Here is a 14,908-nt window from a genome sequence, read left to right as displayed (position 1 = left end):
CATGCACAAACAAGCCGACAAGACCCCAGTCCCGCGTTACAAGCCTTACAAAGGCCCTGCCGGCGGATGGGGCGCGCTGATCAGCGTGACGCAAGCGTGGCTGACCAGCGACAACGCGCTGAAAAACCTGCGCATGATGCTCAAGACCAACCAGAACGGCGGTTTCGACTGCCCGGGCTGCGCGTGGGGCGACTCGCCGGAAAGCGGCATGGTCAAGTTCTGCGAAAACGGCGCCAAGGCGGTTAACTGGGAAGCGACCAAACGCCGTGTCGATTCGTCGTTCTTTGCCCGTCACAGCGTCAGCGACCTGCTCGAACAAAGTGATTACTGGCTTGAGTATCAGGGCCGCCTCACCGAGCCAATGGTCTACAACGCCGAGTCTGATCGTTACAAGCCGATCAGTTGGGACGACGCCTTCGCGCTGATCGCCAAGCACCTGAACAACCTGCCAAGCCCGGACATGGCCGAGTTTTACACCTCGGGTCGGGCGAGCAACGAAGCGGCGTATCTGTACCAGTTGTTCGTTCGTTCGTATGGCACCAATAACTTCCCGGACTGCTCGAACATGTGCCACGAAGCCAGCGGCGTGGCGTTGTCACAAAGCGTCGGCGTGGGTAAAGGCACCGTCACGTTCGATGATTTCGAGCACGCCGACGCCATTTTCGTATTGGGGCAAAACCCTGGAACCAACCACCCACGCATGCTCGAACCGCTGCGTGAAGCGGTGCAGCGCGGCGCTCAAGTGGTGTGTGTAAACCCGCTCAAAGAGCGCGGCCTTGAACGCTTCCAGCATCCGCAGCACCCGCTGGAAATGCTCAGCAACGGATCAGAGCCCACCAACACCGCTTACTTCCGTCCGGCGCTGGGTGGCGACATGGCCCTGCTGCGCGGCATGGCCAAGTTCCTGCTGCAATGGGAGCGTGAAGCACAGGCCACCAATGCGCCGTCCGTGTTCGACCACGACTTCCTCAACGAGCACACCCAGGGCGTGCTGGATTACCTGGCGAAGATCGACGACACCACGTGGGAGCAAATCACCGAGCAGTCCGGTTTGCCGCTGAGTGACATCGAGCAAGCCGCGCGCATGTATGCCAAAGGCAAGAACGTGATCATGTGCTGGGCGATGGGGATCACTCAGCACCGCCATTCGGTGCCGACTATTCAGGAAGTCGCCAACCTGATGCTGCTGCGCGGCAATATCGGCCGCCCAGGTGCAGGACTCTGCCCAGTGCGCGGTCACAGTAACGTGCAAGGCGACCGCACCATGGGCATCAACGAACGCCCACCGGTGTTCTTCCTTGATGCGCTGGAAAAACGCTTCCAGTTCAAAGTGCCACGCACCAACGGCCACAACGTGGTCGAAGCGATCCATGCGATGCTCGAAGGCCGCTCCAAAGTCTTCATCGGCCTGGGCGGCAACTTTGCACAAGCCACGCCGGACAGCCCGCGTACCGCCGAAGCGCTGCGTAACTGTGATCTGACCGTGCAAATCAGCACCAAGCTTAATCGCAGCCACCTGATGCACGGCAAAGACGCGCTGATCCTGCCGTGCTTTGGCCGGACCGACATCGACATCCAGGCCCAGGGCCCGCAAGCGGTCACCGTTGAAGATTCGTTCAGCATGGTTCACGCCTCCAACGGTCAGTTGAAGCCGCTGTCGGGTCAAATGCGCTCGGAGCCAGGCATCGTCGCTGGTATTGCAAACGCAACCTTGGGCAAGCAACCGGTGGATTGGCTGTGGCTGGTCGAAGACTACAGCCGCATTCGTGACCTGATCGCCGACACCATCCCGGGCTTCAAGGACTTCAACGAGAAGATCAAGCACCCGGGCGGGTTCTATCTGGGCAACTCGGCCGGCGTTCGTCGCTGGAACACCCCGAGCGCACGCGCCAACTTCAAGCCGAACGTCTTGCCGGTTGATCTGGTGCATGAAGGCGTTCGCGCCACCGGGATCGTTCCGGACCTGATCATGCAGTCGATGCGGTCCCACGATCAGTACAACACCACCATTTATGGCCTGGACGACCGTTATCGCGGCGTGAAAGGACAGCGTGATGTGATATTCCTGAACGAGGCTGACATCGTGCGCCTGGGCTTCGTGCCAGGGCAAAAGGCCGATATCGTCTCGATCTGGGGCGATGACATTGTGCGCCGGGTCAAGGGATTCACCTTGCTGGCGTTCGACATTCCGGCAGGTCAGGCGGCAGCTTATTACCCAGAGGTGAATCCTTTGGTGCCGCTCGAAAGCGTGGGTGAAGGCAGCAGCACGCCGACGTCGAAGTTTGTCGCGATCAAGCTGGAGCGGCACGTGGAAGTTGCGCGGATTCTTTGATCTTTGCGCCACAGCGCTTGCCGGCAGAGGTTCGCCGGCAGCGCATCTTGAGGTGTTACGGGGCCGTTACGGAACTAGCGACCGGGGTGACGTATCAAACCATTTCAGAACAACCAACGTCGGAGTAACCCCGTCATGCGTCTTAAACTCGCTGTTGCCACACTGGCTTTGCTTTCCCTTCCGGTCGGTTCAGCCATGGCTGACGGCTTTTTGCGTGACGTGCTGTCGTCGGGCGCCACCACAGGTTCCACTTACCTGACCTTCAGGCACCACAAGCTGATCGTCGCCGCGCAAGATGACGCTGGCAGCTACGTTGCCAGCAACGGCGCCATCCGTGGTCCATTCCTGGAAGCTGCGATGGAGCAGGTTCGCAACGACAATCCAGGGCTGAATGCTTCGGACATGGATCTGGCGAATGCCATTCTGGCGAAGAACCTGGTCGCCGAGCAGTAAGTCACCTGTTTGCAGACACAAAAATGCCGCTCCTTGGAGCGGCATTTTTTTTGATGCTTGATTGTGATTGGGTCGGTTACTCGCCAATCGCAGCCTTGTAAGCGGAAGCGTCCAGCAATTTCGCCAGGTCGCCCTCGGCATGGCTCGGTTTGACCTTGAAGATCCATGAAGCGTACGGAGTGTTGTTCAGCTCTTCCGGAGCGCCGCCCAACGCCTCGTTGACTTCGACGACTTCACCAGCCACCGGAGAGTAGATATCGGACGCCGCCTTCACGGACTCGACAACACCTGCGGTATCACCGGCTGCGAAGACCTTGCCAATGTCCGGCAGCTCCACGAATACCACATCACCCAGGGCCTCTTGAGCGTGGTCGGAGATACCGACAACGATCAGATCGCCCTCTTGCTTTGCCCATTCATGGCTTTCGGCGAAACGCAGTTCGGCGGGAATATCGCTCATTTAATCATCCTCTACATCTAGTCAGCGGAGAAACCCGCCAAGGGGTTTAAATTAGGGCCTTGCCGTGCCGCACGAACGTGGGCTGGACTACCCGGACCGGGTACCACTTGCCACGAATTTCGACCTCGGCCCGGTCGGTTGTCGCCATTGGAACACGGGCCAACGCAATAGACTTGCTCAGCGTAGGAGAGAAACTACCACTGGTGATCTCTCCTTCGCCAACTTCCGCTATCCGGACAACCTGATGGGCGCGTAAAACGCCGCGCTCCTCCAGCACCAATCCGACCAGTTTCGACGCTGCTCCTCGCGTTTTCTCGGCCTCCAGTGCGGTGCGCCCAATGAAATCACGGTCCGCAGGTTGCCACGCCACCGTCCAGCCCATGTTAGAAACCAACGGTGACACTTTTTCGTCGATGTCCTGCCCGTAGAGGTTCATTCCTGCTTCAAGACGCAATGTATCGCGTGCGCCAAGACCGATCGGCGAGATACCTGCGCCCACCATGTCGTTGAAAAAGCCTGGTGCCTGTTCGGCCGGGAGAATGATTTCAAGTCCGTCTTCACCGGTATAGCCGGTGCGGGCGATGAACCAGTCACCTTGGGCACGGCCTTCGAACGGTTTGAGCTGGCGGATGAGTTCAGCGCGAGCCTGCGTGACCAGCTCGGCGATTTTATGCCGCGCGTGAGGGCCTTGAATCGCCAGCATCGCAAGCTCTGTACGCTGATGCAGCTGCACGTCGAAACCCTGCAGATGAGTGCGCATCCAGGCCAGATCCTTGGCACCAGTGGCCGCATTGACCACCAATCTGTAACCGGTGTCGGTGAGGTAGACGAGCATGTCGTCGATGATCCCGCCGTCGGTGTCGAGCATCGCGCTGTAAAGGGCGCTTGCGATGTGCTTGAGCCTGTCGACGTCGTTCGCCAGCAGGTGTTGCAGCCAGCACTTGGCCTGACTACCTGATACGTCAATGATGTGCATGTGCGATACGTCGAAAATCCCACAGTCCTTGCGCACCTGGTGGTGCTCTTCGACTTGTGAGCCGTAATGCAATGGCATATCCCAACCACCAAAATCGACCAGCTTCGCGCCTAGGGCGAGGTGCAGGTCAAAGAGCGGTGTACGCTGTCCCATGGGTTTCTCCTTCCGGGCGTGGCGAGGGTGCGGACAGCCAGAACCTGGGCAAGCCCCCTGTGAAATAGGGTCTATTGCCGCTGCAAGCATGCCGAAACGTCTGACAGACCGCACCGAATGCGGCGCATTGTAGCCGCAAGGTTGTGACCCCGCACCTAGCCGATCGGTCTGGCTGAACGTCTGATCAGGCCAATCACTGGTAACAAACCAACGAGCACCAGCGTCAGCGCGGGCAAAGCAGCCCTTGCCCACTCACCCTCACTGGTCATTTCGAAAATACGTACCGCCAGCGTGTCCCATCCAAACGGACGCATCAGCAGGGTTGCAGGCATCTCTTTGAGTACATCGACGAACACCAGCAATGCCGCACTCAGGGCGCCCGGCATCAGCAATGGCAGGTACACCTTGAAAAACAGACGCGGGCCACTGACGCCCAGACTGCGCGCAGCCTCAGGCAGCGACGGCCGGATGCGCGCCAGACTGCTTTCAAGCGGCCCATAGGCGACGGCAATGAAACGCACCAGATAGGCCAGCACCAGCGCTGCAAGACTGCCCAGCAGCAGCGGTTTGCCCGCGCCTCCCAGCCAGCTCGACAGTGGCACCACCAGCTCACGGTCCAAATAGCTGAACGCCAGCATGATGGACACGGCCAGCACCGATCCGGGCAGCGCGTATCCGATGTTTGCCAGACTGACGCCGGTGCGAATGCCTTGAGTCGGGGCCATTCGGCGGGCGAACACCAGAATCAGCGCCACGCTCACCGTGATCAGCGCCGCCATACCACCCAGATAGAGCGTGTGCAAAATCAGCCCTGTATAGCGCTCGTCGAGGTCGAACCGGCCACGCTGCCAGACCCACACCACCAATTGCAGCATCGGCACGGCGAAGGCACAGGTGAACACCAGCCCACACCAGAACGTTGCGGCAAAGGCTTTTACGCCGCGCAGGTGATACAGCGCCTTGATTCGGGGCCGCTCGTTGGTGGGACGGCTTGCGCCGCGCGCCCTGTGTTCCCCGTACAGCACCAGCATCACAGCCAACAGCAGCAGGCTCGCGAGCTGGGCGGCTGTCGACAGGCTGAAAAAACCGTACCAGGTTTTGTAAATGGCGGTGGTGAAGGTGTCGAAGTTGAACACCGCCACTGCACCGAAGTCAGCCAGTGTTTCCATCAGTGCAAGTGCCACTCCCGCACCAATAGCAGGGCGCGCCATCGGCAATGCGACACGCCAGAAGGCCTGCAACGGCGTCTGACCGAGCATGCGCGCCGCTTCCATCAAGCCTTTGCCCTGCGCCAGAAACGCCGTGCGCGCCAGCAGATACACGTAGGGATAAAAGACCAGCACCAGCACGATAATGACGCCGCCTGTTGAACGCACCCTCGGCAGACGAAGCCCGGTGCCGAACCACTCGCGCATCAGCGTTTGTACCGGGCCTGCGAAGTCCAGTAGCCCGACGAAAACAAATGCCAGGACGTAAGCAGGGATCGCGAACGGCAACATCAATGCCCAATCCAGCCAGCGCCGACCCGGGAACTCGCACAAGCTGGTCAGCCACGCGAGACTTACGCCAAGCAGAGTGACGCCGAGCCCTACGCCCACCACCAACGTCAGTGTATTGCCGAGCAGACGCGGCATCTGGGTTGCCCACAAATGCGACCAGATTTCGTGATCGACGGTTTGCCACGACAGCAGCAAAACGCTCAGCGGCAACAGCACCAGCGCGGCGATGGCCAAGACAAGGGGATACCAGCGGCGCTGGGCGGAATGGGCCAAGGGAAAGCTCTCGGTTTGCAGGGGCACAAGCTGCAGGAGCGCGCTTGCACGCGATGGGTCGTGTCAGAAACGAATACATCGCCTGACAATCCTCAATCGCGGGCAAGCGCGCTCCTACAGCAATCGGCGGCGTTTACTCAGTTCCAGCCCGCCCGATCCATCATCCGAATGGCCTCGGCCTGGCGTTTGCCCGCCACTTCGACCGGGATGGTGTCAGCTTTGAACTTGCCCCAGCTAGCAACTTCTTCGGAGGGCGGGACTGCCGGGTTGGCCGGGAACTCTTGGTTGATACCAGAGAAAATCTTCTGCGCGTCGGCACCGGTCATCCATTCCACCAATGCCTTGGCGGCCTCAGGATGCGGCGCGTACTTGGTCAGGCCAATACCGGACAGGTTCACGTGGACACCACGGTCCGATTGATTGGGCCAGAACAGCCGCACTGCCAGATCTGGGTTTTGCTTATGCAGACGCCCGAAATAGTAGGTGTTGACGATACCGGCGTCGCACTGCCCGGCGTTGATCGCTTCGAGCACCGCAATGTCGTCGGAGAAGACGTCGGTGGAGAGGTTATTGACCCAACCCTTGAGGATTTTTTCAGACGCCTCGGCGCCATGGGTTTCGATCAATGTGGCGGTCAGTGACTGGTTGTAGACTTTCTTCGCTGTGCGCAGGCACAAACGGCCTTCCCACTGCTTATCAGCCAGGGCTTCGTAAGTGGTCAGCTCGGCAGGCTTAACGCGGCTAGTCGAGTAGGCAATGGTCCGTGCACGCAAGCTCAGACCGGTCCAGCTGTGGCTGGAAGAGCGATATTGCGGCGGGATATTTGCGTCGATGACCGGAGAGGTAAAGGGCTGGAGGATGCCCATTTGTTCGGCTTGCCAGAGATTACCAGCGTCTACGGTGAGCAGCAGATCGGCTGTCGCGTTTTCGCCCTCGGCCTTGATGCGCTGCATCAGCGGGGCTTCTTTGTCTGTGATGAACTTGATTTTCACACCGGTCTTGGCGGTGTAGGCATCGAAGACAGGCTTGATCAGCTCGTCGATGCGTGATGAGTAGACCACCACTTCGTCGGCGGCCTGGGCGGTACTGCCGAGCAATGTCAGTGTCAAGGCAGCCAGAAAACGCTTGCTCGCCTGCATGGTAGGTCTCGTAGTTGCGAATTGAGGCGAAATGGTAGTGAATCACATTTGCCATCTCAACCGAACTTGGCCCGGAGGCGTTACGAGATGTTGCGGCGAGGCAGCGCTAGGGCGTTTTCCGGAACACTCTTCCCTCTGTAGGCGCGAATTCATTCGCGAGACGTTGGGATTGATTCAACCCCTGAAGCCGTCTCGCCCACAAGTTGGCTCCACAGAATTGCTGCAGAAGCGAACGAGCAGCCCTCAAACCAATGATCTGAGCTGGCCCCAGCGGTCAAAGCCGAGCAAGTTCAGGCAAATCGCCCGTCAGCCCCATCGCCTGACGCACGAACAGCGCTTTGGCTTCAGACGACTTATCGACCATCTTCAAACCGGTATTGCGTAACCAGCGAAGTGGCAGCGGATTGGCCTGGAACAGACGCTCAAACCCTTCCATTGCGGCCATCAACGCCAGGTTGTGCGGCATGCGACGGCGCTCGTAACGGCTCAACACGCGCTCATCCGCCAGGCGCTCGCCGCGTTGGGCCGCGTGTTGCAGGACTTCAGCCAGAACGGCCGCGTCCAGAAAACCCAGGTTGACTCCCTGACCCGCCAGCGGATGGATGGTGTGCGCGGCATCGCCGATCAGCACCAGCCCTTCAGCCACATAACGCTTGGCATGGCGTTGACGCAGCGGCACGCACAGCCGCGAATCCGCGGCGACCACCGACCCAAGCCGGCCTTCGAAGGCCCGCTCCAGCTCAAGACAGAACGGCTCATCCTCCAGCGCTATCAAACGCTCGGCCTCAGCAGGCGTCACTGACCAGACGATGGAACACCAGTGCTCGCCTTCACGCTCCAGCGGCAAAAACGCCAAAGGGCCGTCATCCGTAAAGCGTTGCCAAGCCGTTTTCTTGTGGGAGTTGGTCGTACGCACGCTGGTCACGATAGCGTGATGCAAGTAGTCCCATTCACGCGTCTCAGTGCCCGTCAGCCGGCGAACTGCCGAGTTGGCGCCATCGGCTGCCACCACCAATGGCGATCTTAGCTTGCGGCCATCGGCCAGTGTCAGCAGCCAGTCATCGCCAGAGCGGCGCATCTGTTCCAGCCGTGCGTTCGCTAACAGACCGACATCACAATCATGCAGGCGCTCGACCAAAGCGTCCTGGATCACGCGGTTCTCGACGATATGCCCGAGCACGTCGGCATGCACACTGGACGCGGAAAAATGCACATGCCCGGTGCCGCTGCCATCCCAGACTTCCATATCGCCATAAGGACTGGCTCGGCGGGATACGATGCCGTCCCAGACATTCAGGCGTTGAAGGATGCGCTGACTCGCCGCAGACACAGCGCTCACGCGCGGCTCAAACGTGGCTTTTGCATCGAACGGGCCGACGCTCAACGGGCTGCCGTCGACCACCAGGATATTCAGGCCACTGTTCTGCAGCGCCAGCGCAAGCGCGCTGCCCACCATTCCAGCCCCGACAATCAGCAGATCTGCGCGCGTTTCCATGCTTTAAATCGTTCTCGCTGGTGGCCGCAGCCACGAAAAATTAGACATCGGAGCGTGTGCCCAGACCCATCGCCTGCCGGGCGAACCAGCGCTTGGCCGAAGGCAGCAAATCCAGGCCCAGCAAGCCGATATTGCGGCCTGTCGTGATCACCGGCTGATCGCTGCCAAACAGGCGAGTAACCTGATCGGAAAAACCCACTGTGAGCGTCTGGTCCATTCGTTGGCGTTGCGCGTAAGACTGCAACGTCGCCAGATCTCCCGGCTCTTTATCACTGGCCAACAGCACCTCGGCCAACGAGGCCGCGTCGCGTAACGACAGGTTGAAACCCTGCCCGGCAATCGGGTGCAGGCTGTGCGCAGCGTTGCCGAGGACGGCCAGATGCGAGCGCACCTGTTCTTCGGCCTCCACCAGATTAAGCGGATAAACATGACGCACGCCGACCTGCTTGAGCGCGCCCAGGCGATAGCCGAAAACGCCTTGCAGCTCAGCGAGAAACTGACGATCGTCGAGGGCCAGCAACCGTTGTGTGTCATTGCCCTGTCGAGTCCAGACCAGCGCGCAACGATTATCCGGCAGCGGCAGCAACGCCATCGGGCCTTGCTCGGTAAAGCGCTCAAAGGCTTGACCGCGATGTAGCTCACCCGGCGTGATATTCGCGATCAGCGCGCTTTGGTCATAAGGCGTGGTGCGAATGCCGATGCCCAGTTGCTCCCGAAGATCGGAACGGCCGCCGTCCGCCAGCACGGCCAGATCACAATCGATTTGGGTTTCATCGTTGAGCGTCAGTCGATACCCATCAGGCAGCGCCTGCATGTGTCTGACCTCGGCTGGCACGCGCCAACTGACCACGTCTTTGTCCAGCCCTTGCCACAGGCATTGGCCGAGCCAGGCGTTTTCGACCACGTAGCCAAGGGCGGGCACACCTTCCTGCATTGACGACAGGTTGGCCGCACCGAAGCGGCCTTTGTCAGAGACCTGGATCTGCAGAATCGGCTCGGCGCGACGGCTGATCTGTTGCCACAGGCCGAGCCGTTCGTAAATCTGCCGGGCACCGAAGGACAACGCAGATGAGCGCGCGTCATAGCTTGGCTGATAGCTGTCACCCGGTGCGAAGGGCTCGATCATCACAATTTTCCAGCCCCGCGCCTTTGCTCCCGCCTGCAAAGCGAGCGCAAGGCTTGCGCCGACCAGCCCGCCACCCACGATGGCCAGATTAAAACGGCTCATGCGGCTTGCAGCCGTGCTGCGGCTATGAGGGCCTCGATTTCAGCGACGGATTTGGGCACGCCGCTGCTAAGGATTTCACATCCACTTTTGGTCACCACGACATCGTCCTCAATTCTTACGCCGATCCCGCGCCACTTCTTGGCGACGTTCTGATTGTCAGGTGAGATATAAATGCCCGGCTCAACGGTCAGCGCCATCCCGGGCTCCAGCACGCGCCACTCGCCACCAACCCGGTAATCACCGACATCGTGCACGTCCATTCCCAGCCAATGCCCGGCGCGATGCATGTAAAACGGCTTGTACGCCTCTGCGGTGATCAGCTCATCCACATTGCCCTGCAACAGCCCCAGTTCGACCAGCCCGGTGGTGATAACGCGAACAGTTGCTTCGTGCGCCTGATTCCAGTGTTTGCCGGGGCCGATGGCCTCGAACGCTGCTTCCTGCGACTTGAGCACCAGCTCGTAAATAGCTTTTTGCTCGACCGAAAACTTGCCGCTCACCGGGAACGTGCGCGTGATGTCGCTGGCGTAGCAATCGATCTCGCAACCGGCGTCGATCAACACCAGATCGCCATCCCGAAGCAACGCGTCGTTCTGTTGGTAATGCAGGATGCAGGCATTACGGCCCGCAGCAACGATGGAGCCATAGGCCGGCATTTTCGCGCCGCCCTTGCGGAATTCGTAATCGAGCTCTGCTTCGAGGCTGAACTCGTAAAGCCCCGCGCGGCTGGCTTGCATGGCCCGCACATGGGCGCGGGCAGAAATTTGCGCTGCGCTGCGCATGACCTTTACTTCAGCCGCCGACTTGTAGAGACGCATGTCGTGCAGCAAATGGTCGAGCGCGACGAACTCCTTCGGGGGTTGCGCGCCGAGATTGGCCTTGGAGCGAATGACGTTGATCCACTCCATGACATGCCGATCAAATTCAGGGTTACTGCCCATCGAGGAATACACCCGGTCGCGCCCTTCGATCAGGCCCGGCAGGATGTCGTCAATGTCAGTGATGGGAAACGCATCATCGGCACCGAATTCACGTAGCGCGCCATCCTGCCCGGCGCGCAAACCGTCCCACAGTTCGCGCTCCGGATTACGCTCACGGCAGAACAACACATATTCGCCGTACTCGCGCCCGGGTATCAGCACGATCACGGCCTCAGGCTCGGGAAAGCCGCTCAGATATTGAAAGTCACTGTCCTGGCGATACACATGCTCGACATCCCTGTTTCGAATCGCGACAGCAGCCGCCGGCAGAATGGCGATGCTGTTGGGCTCCATCTGCGCCATCAAGGCTTTGCGGCGACGAGCGTATTCGGCTTTCGGGATGTGGATCATGGGCAGGAGCGGTCCCTTGTGATGAGCGTCTCGCCCTTCGCTGCGAATGTGCAGCAAAGAACGAGCGACGACGATGGTCAATCAGTGCAGAGAGGGTTTGGCTTCAGGTTCTGCTTTTTTGTTGAACTCGGTGAACAACAGCAGCGGCGCAACGCGAAGGTATTCCATGACTTCCATGTAATCGCTTTCGCCGTCTTCAGACTCTTCAAGTGCGTCCTGAACCTGAGCAATCGCTGCCAGATCCTGGAGCACTTCGGACGCTTCCGGGCTCAAAGAGTTGTTGCCGCCGGCCAGACCGAAGCCAGCGAGGAAGCCCTGACACCATTGGCCGAGCGCAGCGGCGCGGTCGGGTAGCGGTTCGTCATCGCCGGGCAGCAGCAAAACGACGGTCATGTCGTCGCTGGTCAATTCGCCGTTGACCATCTCTTGCAGGCCGATCAAGGCCTGACGGACGTTATCCTCAGGCTCTTTTTCCAGCAGCATGGAAGCGTCGGCGAACCAGCCTTCTGCTTCGAAACCGGCACCTGCACAGCTGCGGCCCAGTAACAGGCCATGCAGCTCGGCGGGAGAGACAGGATGACCGCTGCCATTGAGCAGGGTCGCGAACGCGTTGTACGGGGAATTCTGTTTGGGCATGGGCAACTAGGCGCCAAGCGGCGCAATGTCTAGAATGGAGGCCTTGTATCCTAGCACCGGCAGACACGCCCTAGCTATCGGGGTGCGCATCGGCGACCGGAGTCGAGGCGACCCTACCCTGCTCTTGCGCCGCTCATCTGAAAGTATCCAGTGGAAAACAATGGAAGACACCGACCTGCAAGCGCTGATGGCTCGACTGGAGTTATTGATCAATCGTGTCGAGCAACTAAAAAGCCAGAACGCACTCTTATTAGCTCAGGAAAAATCCTGGCGCGAGGAACGCGCTCACCTCATTGAAAAGAACGAAATCGCCCGGCAAAAGGTCGAGTCAATGATTTCGCGCCTCAAGGCCCTGGAGCAAGACACATGAGCAACGGCAACAGCATCACCGTTCAGATCCTCGACAAAGAATATTCGATCATTTGCCCCCAGGAAGAACGCACCAATCTGGTGAGCGCAGCCCGCTACCTGGACGGCAAAATGCGTGAGATCCGCAGCAGCGGCAAGGTCATCGGCGCCGACCGTATCGCGGTGATGGCTGCTCTGAACATCACTCATGACTTGCTGCACAAACAGGACGTTCCTGAGTTGCAGACCAACGGTTCCACGCGAGAGCAGGTAAGGGATCTACTGGAACGTGTGGATCTGGTCCTTGCCACGGATCCGGAAAAACCACAAGGCTGATACTTGCCAACGGTTTGGGTATACTGACACCGCTCCCTGGAGTGCTTGCCAGTCGGTCATGTCCCTGAGCCGATACGCACAACCACGGGGGTTGCACGTTGGGGTTGGTGTGCATGTCCGCTCGCCGGAAAGCCTTAAAACCTCCTGCAATCTCCACCTTGAACTTTCGGGTTCAAGGGCTACACCGACAGCGGTTCGTCGGGGAGTCTCGAACCTTCTACCCATCGCCAGGCGCCCCGTCTGGCGGTGGGCTCGCGACACGCTCGCACCTTCAGCATCCACGCTAAAAACCTCACCGTCTCACCTATTACGGACCAGCCCGCATGACCTCCTCCGGCTCTGCTGACCTGACCGACCCGTCCTCACTCTCACGTCCTCACCTGCGTCGCCTGCTACGCAAGGCTCGACGCTCTCTGTCGCCTGCACAACAACGCGCAGCGGCACGTGGCGTTTACCGCCAACTGGCTCAAGACCCCTTGTTCAGGCGCGCACGACACGTGTCGCTTTATTTGCCGATGGATGGCGAAATCGATCCGCGCTTTCTGCTGCGAGAGGCACAGCGCCGAGGCAAAGCCACTTATTTGCCGGTACTGAGTGCATGGCCAAGGACCAAAATGGTCTTTCAGCGAGTGCGTCCAGGAGAGAAGTTTCGGCCAAACCGCTTTCGCATTCCCGAACCAGATATCAATGCGCGCAGGCAACGCAAGATCTGGGCGCTCGATCTGATTTTGATGCCGCTGGTTGGATTTGACGAAGAGGGCGGACGGCTTGGTATGGGCGGCGGGTTTTACGACCGCAGCCTGGCGTATCTAGCCCGCAGAAAAGCATGGCGCAAGCCCGTGCTGCTTGGACTGGCGCATGAGTGTCAGAAGGTCGGGAGGCTGGCGCAAGCGAGTTGGGACGTACCGCTACAGGGCACGGTTTCCGACAGGCATTGGTATATGGCGGCTAGGAAATGAGGTAATTGCGCTGCAACAAGATTGTGTCAGTCAGCCGGGATCAGCGATGGCCTTGCTTGGGCTGCTGCTGAGAGATTTCAACAGGTGCATCTGCCTTGGCTGCCCAAAGGCTCTGTGCGTAGCCTGTGGTCACGATACCCAAGCCGAACAAAATGACCAATATCCACAATAAATCCGGCTTGCGTTTCATTGACTGCCCCCCTTCGGCGCATCAAAACTAACGGTGACGGCTCTTTGATAAAGGCCGAAAACGAGGTACCGCTTAAAATGCGCGCATTCTGCGGCAACCTGCCCGCTCACGCAAATGCTGGCGCCAACCGACCGTCGCTTTGTCATAAAAGCGTAGGACAACCTGTCCAATCGCTCTTGAGGAGTAAAAAAAGATGGCCTATTGGTTGATGAAATCCGAGCCCGACGAGTTTTCCATCAGCGACCTTCAAACGCTGGGCGAAGCTCGATGGGACGGCGTTCGCAATTATCAGGCACGTAACTTCTTGCGCACGATGTCTGTCGGGGACCGGTTTTTCTTCTATCACTCAAGCTGCCCGGAGCCGGGTATCGCAGGGATCGGCAAAATCGTCGAAGCCGCATACCCCGACCCCACTTCTCTGGACAAAGAGAGCCATTACTTCGATCTCAAAGCCAGCAAAGACAAAAACCCGTGGAGCGCCATCAATGTCGCCTTCGTCGAAGCATTCCCCAGCGTACTGAGCCTGGGGCTGCTAAAGAAGCAGGCTGTGCTTGAGCAAATGCCACTGGTGCAAAAAGGCAGCCGGCTTTCCGTCATGCCTGTGACCGAGGAGCAATGGGCCGGGGTGCTTGCGCTGAAGTCACCACCAGCCCAAGTGGAACGCGCGCCTGCCTAAATGCCAATGCCATTACTGCGCGATGAAGTTATTGAACAGCAGATCCTCGACCACAGGCTTGCCAGTCTCATCGTTCATTATTTGCTGAACCTGCTTCAACGCCTCCTGACGCAACTTCTCCTTGGAGTCGACGTTGCTCATGCTGTCCATGGTTTGCTGAGTAAACAGCGCGACCAGTTGGTTACGAATGAGCGGCTCATTGGCCTTCACCGCCTTCTGAGCTTCGGCGCCGGTGACACGCAGCGCAACATCAGCCTTATAGACGTGCAGCTTGGGGCCGCCATCCAGCGCGTAGTTACCCACGAGCGGCGGCGTCAGAGCCACATAGGCCACCTTGTTCACATCTTCTTCCTTACCGCCTTCTTCGGCCTGCGCCAGCGCCGGCAAAGATAAGGCCAGCAACATCAGAATCCACGCTTTCACA

Annotated in this window: 16 protein-coding genes and 1 other RNA gene; 7 read left to right on the top strand and 10 right to left on the bottom strand. The window is 59.3% G+C overall.

Going from position 1 to position 14,908, the window contains the following annotated elements; translation table 11 throughout:
- The first annotated feature begins 1 nt into the window (after position 1).
- Together OYW20_RS01695 and OYW20_RS01690 are read left to right on the top strand one after the other, a co-directional pair.
- Positions 2-2,332: an FdhF/YdeP family oxidoreductase gene (locus OYW20_RS01695; protein WP_268801016.1), complete on the top strand. Its 2,331-nt coding sequence runs from the start codon at positions 2-4 to the stop codon at positions 2,330-2,332.
- Positions 2,333-2,467: 135 nt separating this feature from the next.
- The gene (locus OYW20_RS01690; protein ID WP_268799008.1) at positions 2,468-2,785 is read left to right on the top strand and encodes a DUF2388 domain-containing protein; all 318 of its coding nucleotides are present in this window, start codon (positions 2,468-2,470) and stop codon (positions 2,783-2,785) included.
- 76 nt (positions 2,786-2,861) lie between these two features.
- Here the strand turns inward: OYW20_RS01690 and gcvH are convergent, their stop codons facing one another.
- The 8 genes from gcvH to OYW20_RS01650 form a co-directional block, all read right to left on the bottom strand.
- Positions 2,862-3,245 (bottom strand): glycine cleavage system protein GcvH, encoded by a 384-nt coding sequence (gene gcvH, locus OYW20_RS01685; protein ID WP_268799007.1) that lies wholly within the window; start codon positions 3,243-3,245, stop codon positions 2,862-2,864.
- A 46-nt stretch (positions 3,246-3,291) separates the two neighbouring features.
- Positions 3,292-4,374: a glycine cleavage system aminomethyltransferase GcvT gene (gene gcvT, locus OYW20_RS01680; RefSeq protein ID WP_268799006.1), complete on the bottom strand. Its 1,083-nt coding sequence runs from the start codon at positions 4,372-4,374 to the stop codon at positions 3,292-3,294.
- A 155-nt stretch (positions 4,375-4,529) separates the two neighbouring features.
- Entirely contained in the window at positions 4,530-6,146 is a 1,617-nt protein-coding gene (locus OYW20_RS01675) for an ABC transporter permease (protein ID WP_268799005.1), read from the bottom strand.
- Positions 6,147-6,283: 137 nt separating this feature from the next.
- On the bottom strand, positions 6,284-7,285 hold the full coding sequence (locus OYW20_RS01670) for an extracellular solute-binding protein (RefSeq protein ID WP_268799004.1): 1,002 nt from the start codon (positions 7,283-7,285) through the stop codon (positions 6,284-6,286).
- Positions 7,286-7,559: 274 nt separating this feature from the next.
- Positions 7,560-8,780, bottom strand: coding sequence for a 2-octaprenyl-3-methyl-6-methoxy-1,4-benzoquinol hydroxylase (locus tag OYW20_RS01665; RefSeq protein ID WP_268799003.1), 1,221 nt, complete (start codon positions 8,778-8,780; stop codon positions 7,560-7,562).
- Positions 8,781-8,820: 40 nt separating this feature from the next.
- Positions 8,821-10,008, bottom strand: coding sequence for a 2-octaprenyl-6-methoxyphenyl hydroxylase (ubiH, locus tag OYW20_RS01660; protein ID WP_268799002.1), 1,188 nt, complete (start codon positions 10,006-10,008; stop codon positions 8,821-8,823).
- Positions 10,005-11,339, bottom strand: coding sequence for a Xaa-Pro aminopeptidase (gene pepP, locus OYW20_RS01655; RefSeq protein ID WP_268799001.1), 1,335 nt, complete (start codon positions 11,337-11,339; stop codon positions 10,005-10,007). The genes ubiH and pepP overlap by 4 nt, the downstream gene beginning before the upstream one ends.
- Before the next feature lie 81 nt (positions 11,340-11,420).
- On the bottom strand, positions 11,421-11,975 hold the full coding sequence (locus tag OYW20_RS01650; protein ID WP_268799000.1) for a YecA/YgfB family protein: 555 nt from the start codon (positions 11,973-11,975) through the stop codon (positions 11,421-11,423).
- Positions 11,976-12,135: 160 nt separating this feature from the next.
- On the opposite strand from OYW20_RS01650, the gene OYW20_RS01645 reads away from it, so the two are divergent.
- The 4 genes from OYW20_RS01645 (at position 12,136) to OYW20_RS01630 (ending at position 13,618) form a co-directional block, all read left to right on the top strand.
- Positions 12,136-12,345 (top strand): TIGR02449 family protein, encoded by a 210-nt coding sequence (locus tag OYW20_RS01645; RefSeq protein ID WP_268801015.1) that lies wholly within the window; start codon positions 12,136-12,138, stop codon positions 12,343-12,345.
- Positions 12,342-12,659, top strand: a complete 318-nt coding sequence (locus OYW20_RS01640) for a cell division protein ZapA (protein ID WP_268798999.1) — start codon at positions 12,342-12,344, stop codon at positions 12,657-12,659. The genes OYW20_RS01645 and OYW20_RS01640 overlap by 4 nt, the downstream gene beginning before the upstream one ends.
- Positions 12,660-12,689: 30 nt before the next feature.
- A non-coding RNA gene (gene ssrS / locus OYW20_RS01635) (6S RNA) lies at positions 12,690-12,868 on the top strand.
- A gap of 114 nt (positions 12,869-12,982) precedes the next feature.
- Complete coding sequence (locus tag OYW20_RS01630) at positions 12,983-13,618, top strand: 5-formyltetrahydrofolate cyclo-ligase (protein WP_268798998.1); 636 nt, start codon at positions 12,983-12,985, stop codon at positions 13,616-13,618.
- Between the two features lie 40 nt (positions 13,619-13,658).
- Here OYW20_RS01630 and OYW20_RS01625 read toward each other — a convergent pair whose 3' ends face one another.
- Complete coding sequence (locus OYW20_RS01625) at positions 13,659-13,808, bottom strand: hypothetical protein (RefSeq protein ID WP_268798997.1); 150 nt, start codon at positions 13,806-13,808, stop codon at positions 13,659-13,661.
- 193 nt (positions 13,809-14,001) lie between these two features.
- Between OYW20_RS01625 and OYW20_RS01620 the strand changes: the two genes are divergently transcribed.
- The gene (locus OYW20_RS01620) at positions 14,002-14,484 is read left to right on the top strand and encodes an EVE domain-containing protein (protein WP_268798996.1); all 483 of its coding nucleotides are present in this window, start codon (positions 14,002-14,004) and stop codon (positions 14,482-14,484) included.
- A gap of 12 nt (positions 14,485-14,496) precedes the next feature.
- Here OYW20_RS01620 and OYW20_RS01615 read toward each other — a convergent pair whose 3' ends face one another.
- A complete protein-coding gene (locus OYW20_RS01615) occupies positions 14,497-14,907 on the bottom strand; it encodes a flagellar basal body-associated protein FliL (RefSeq protein ID WP_268798995.1) in 411 nt (136 codons plus the stop codon).
- Position 14,908: the final 1 nt, after the last annotated feature.

The sequence above is a fragment of the Pseudomonas sp. BSw22131 genome, from assembly GCF_026810445.1.
GTDB lineage: Bacteria > Pseudomonadota > Gammaproteobacteria > Pseudomonadales > Pseudomonadaceae > Aquipseudomonas > Aquipseudomonas huanghezhanensis.
Note: the sequence above shows the minus strand (reverse complement) of the source record. Positions and strands in the feature narration are given on the sequence as shown.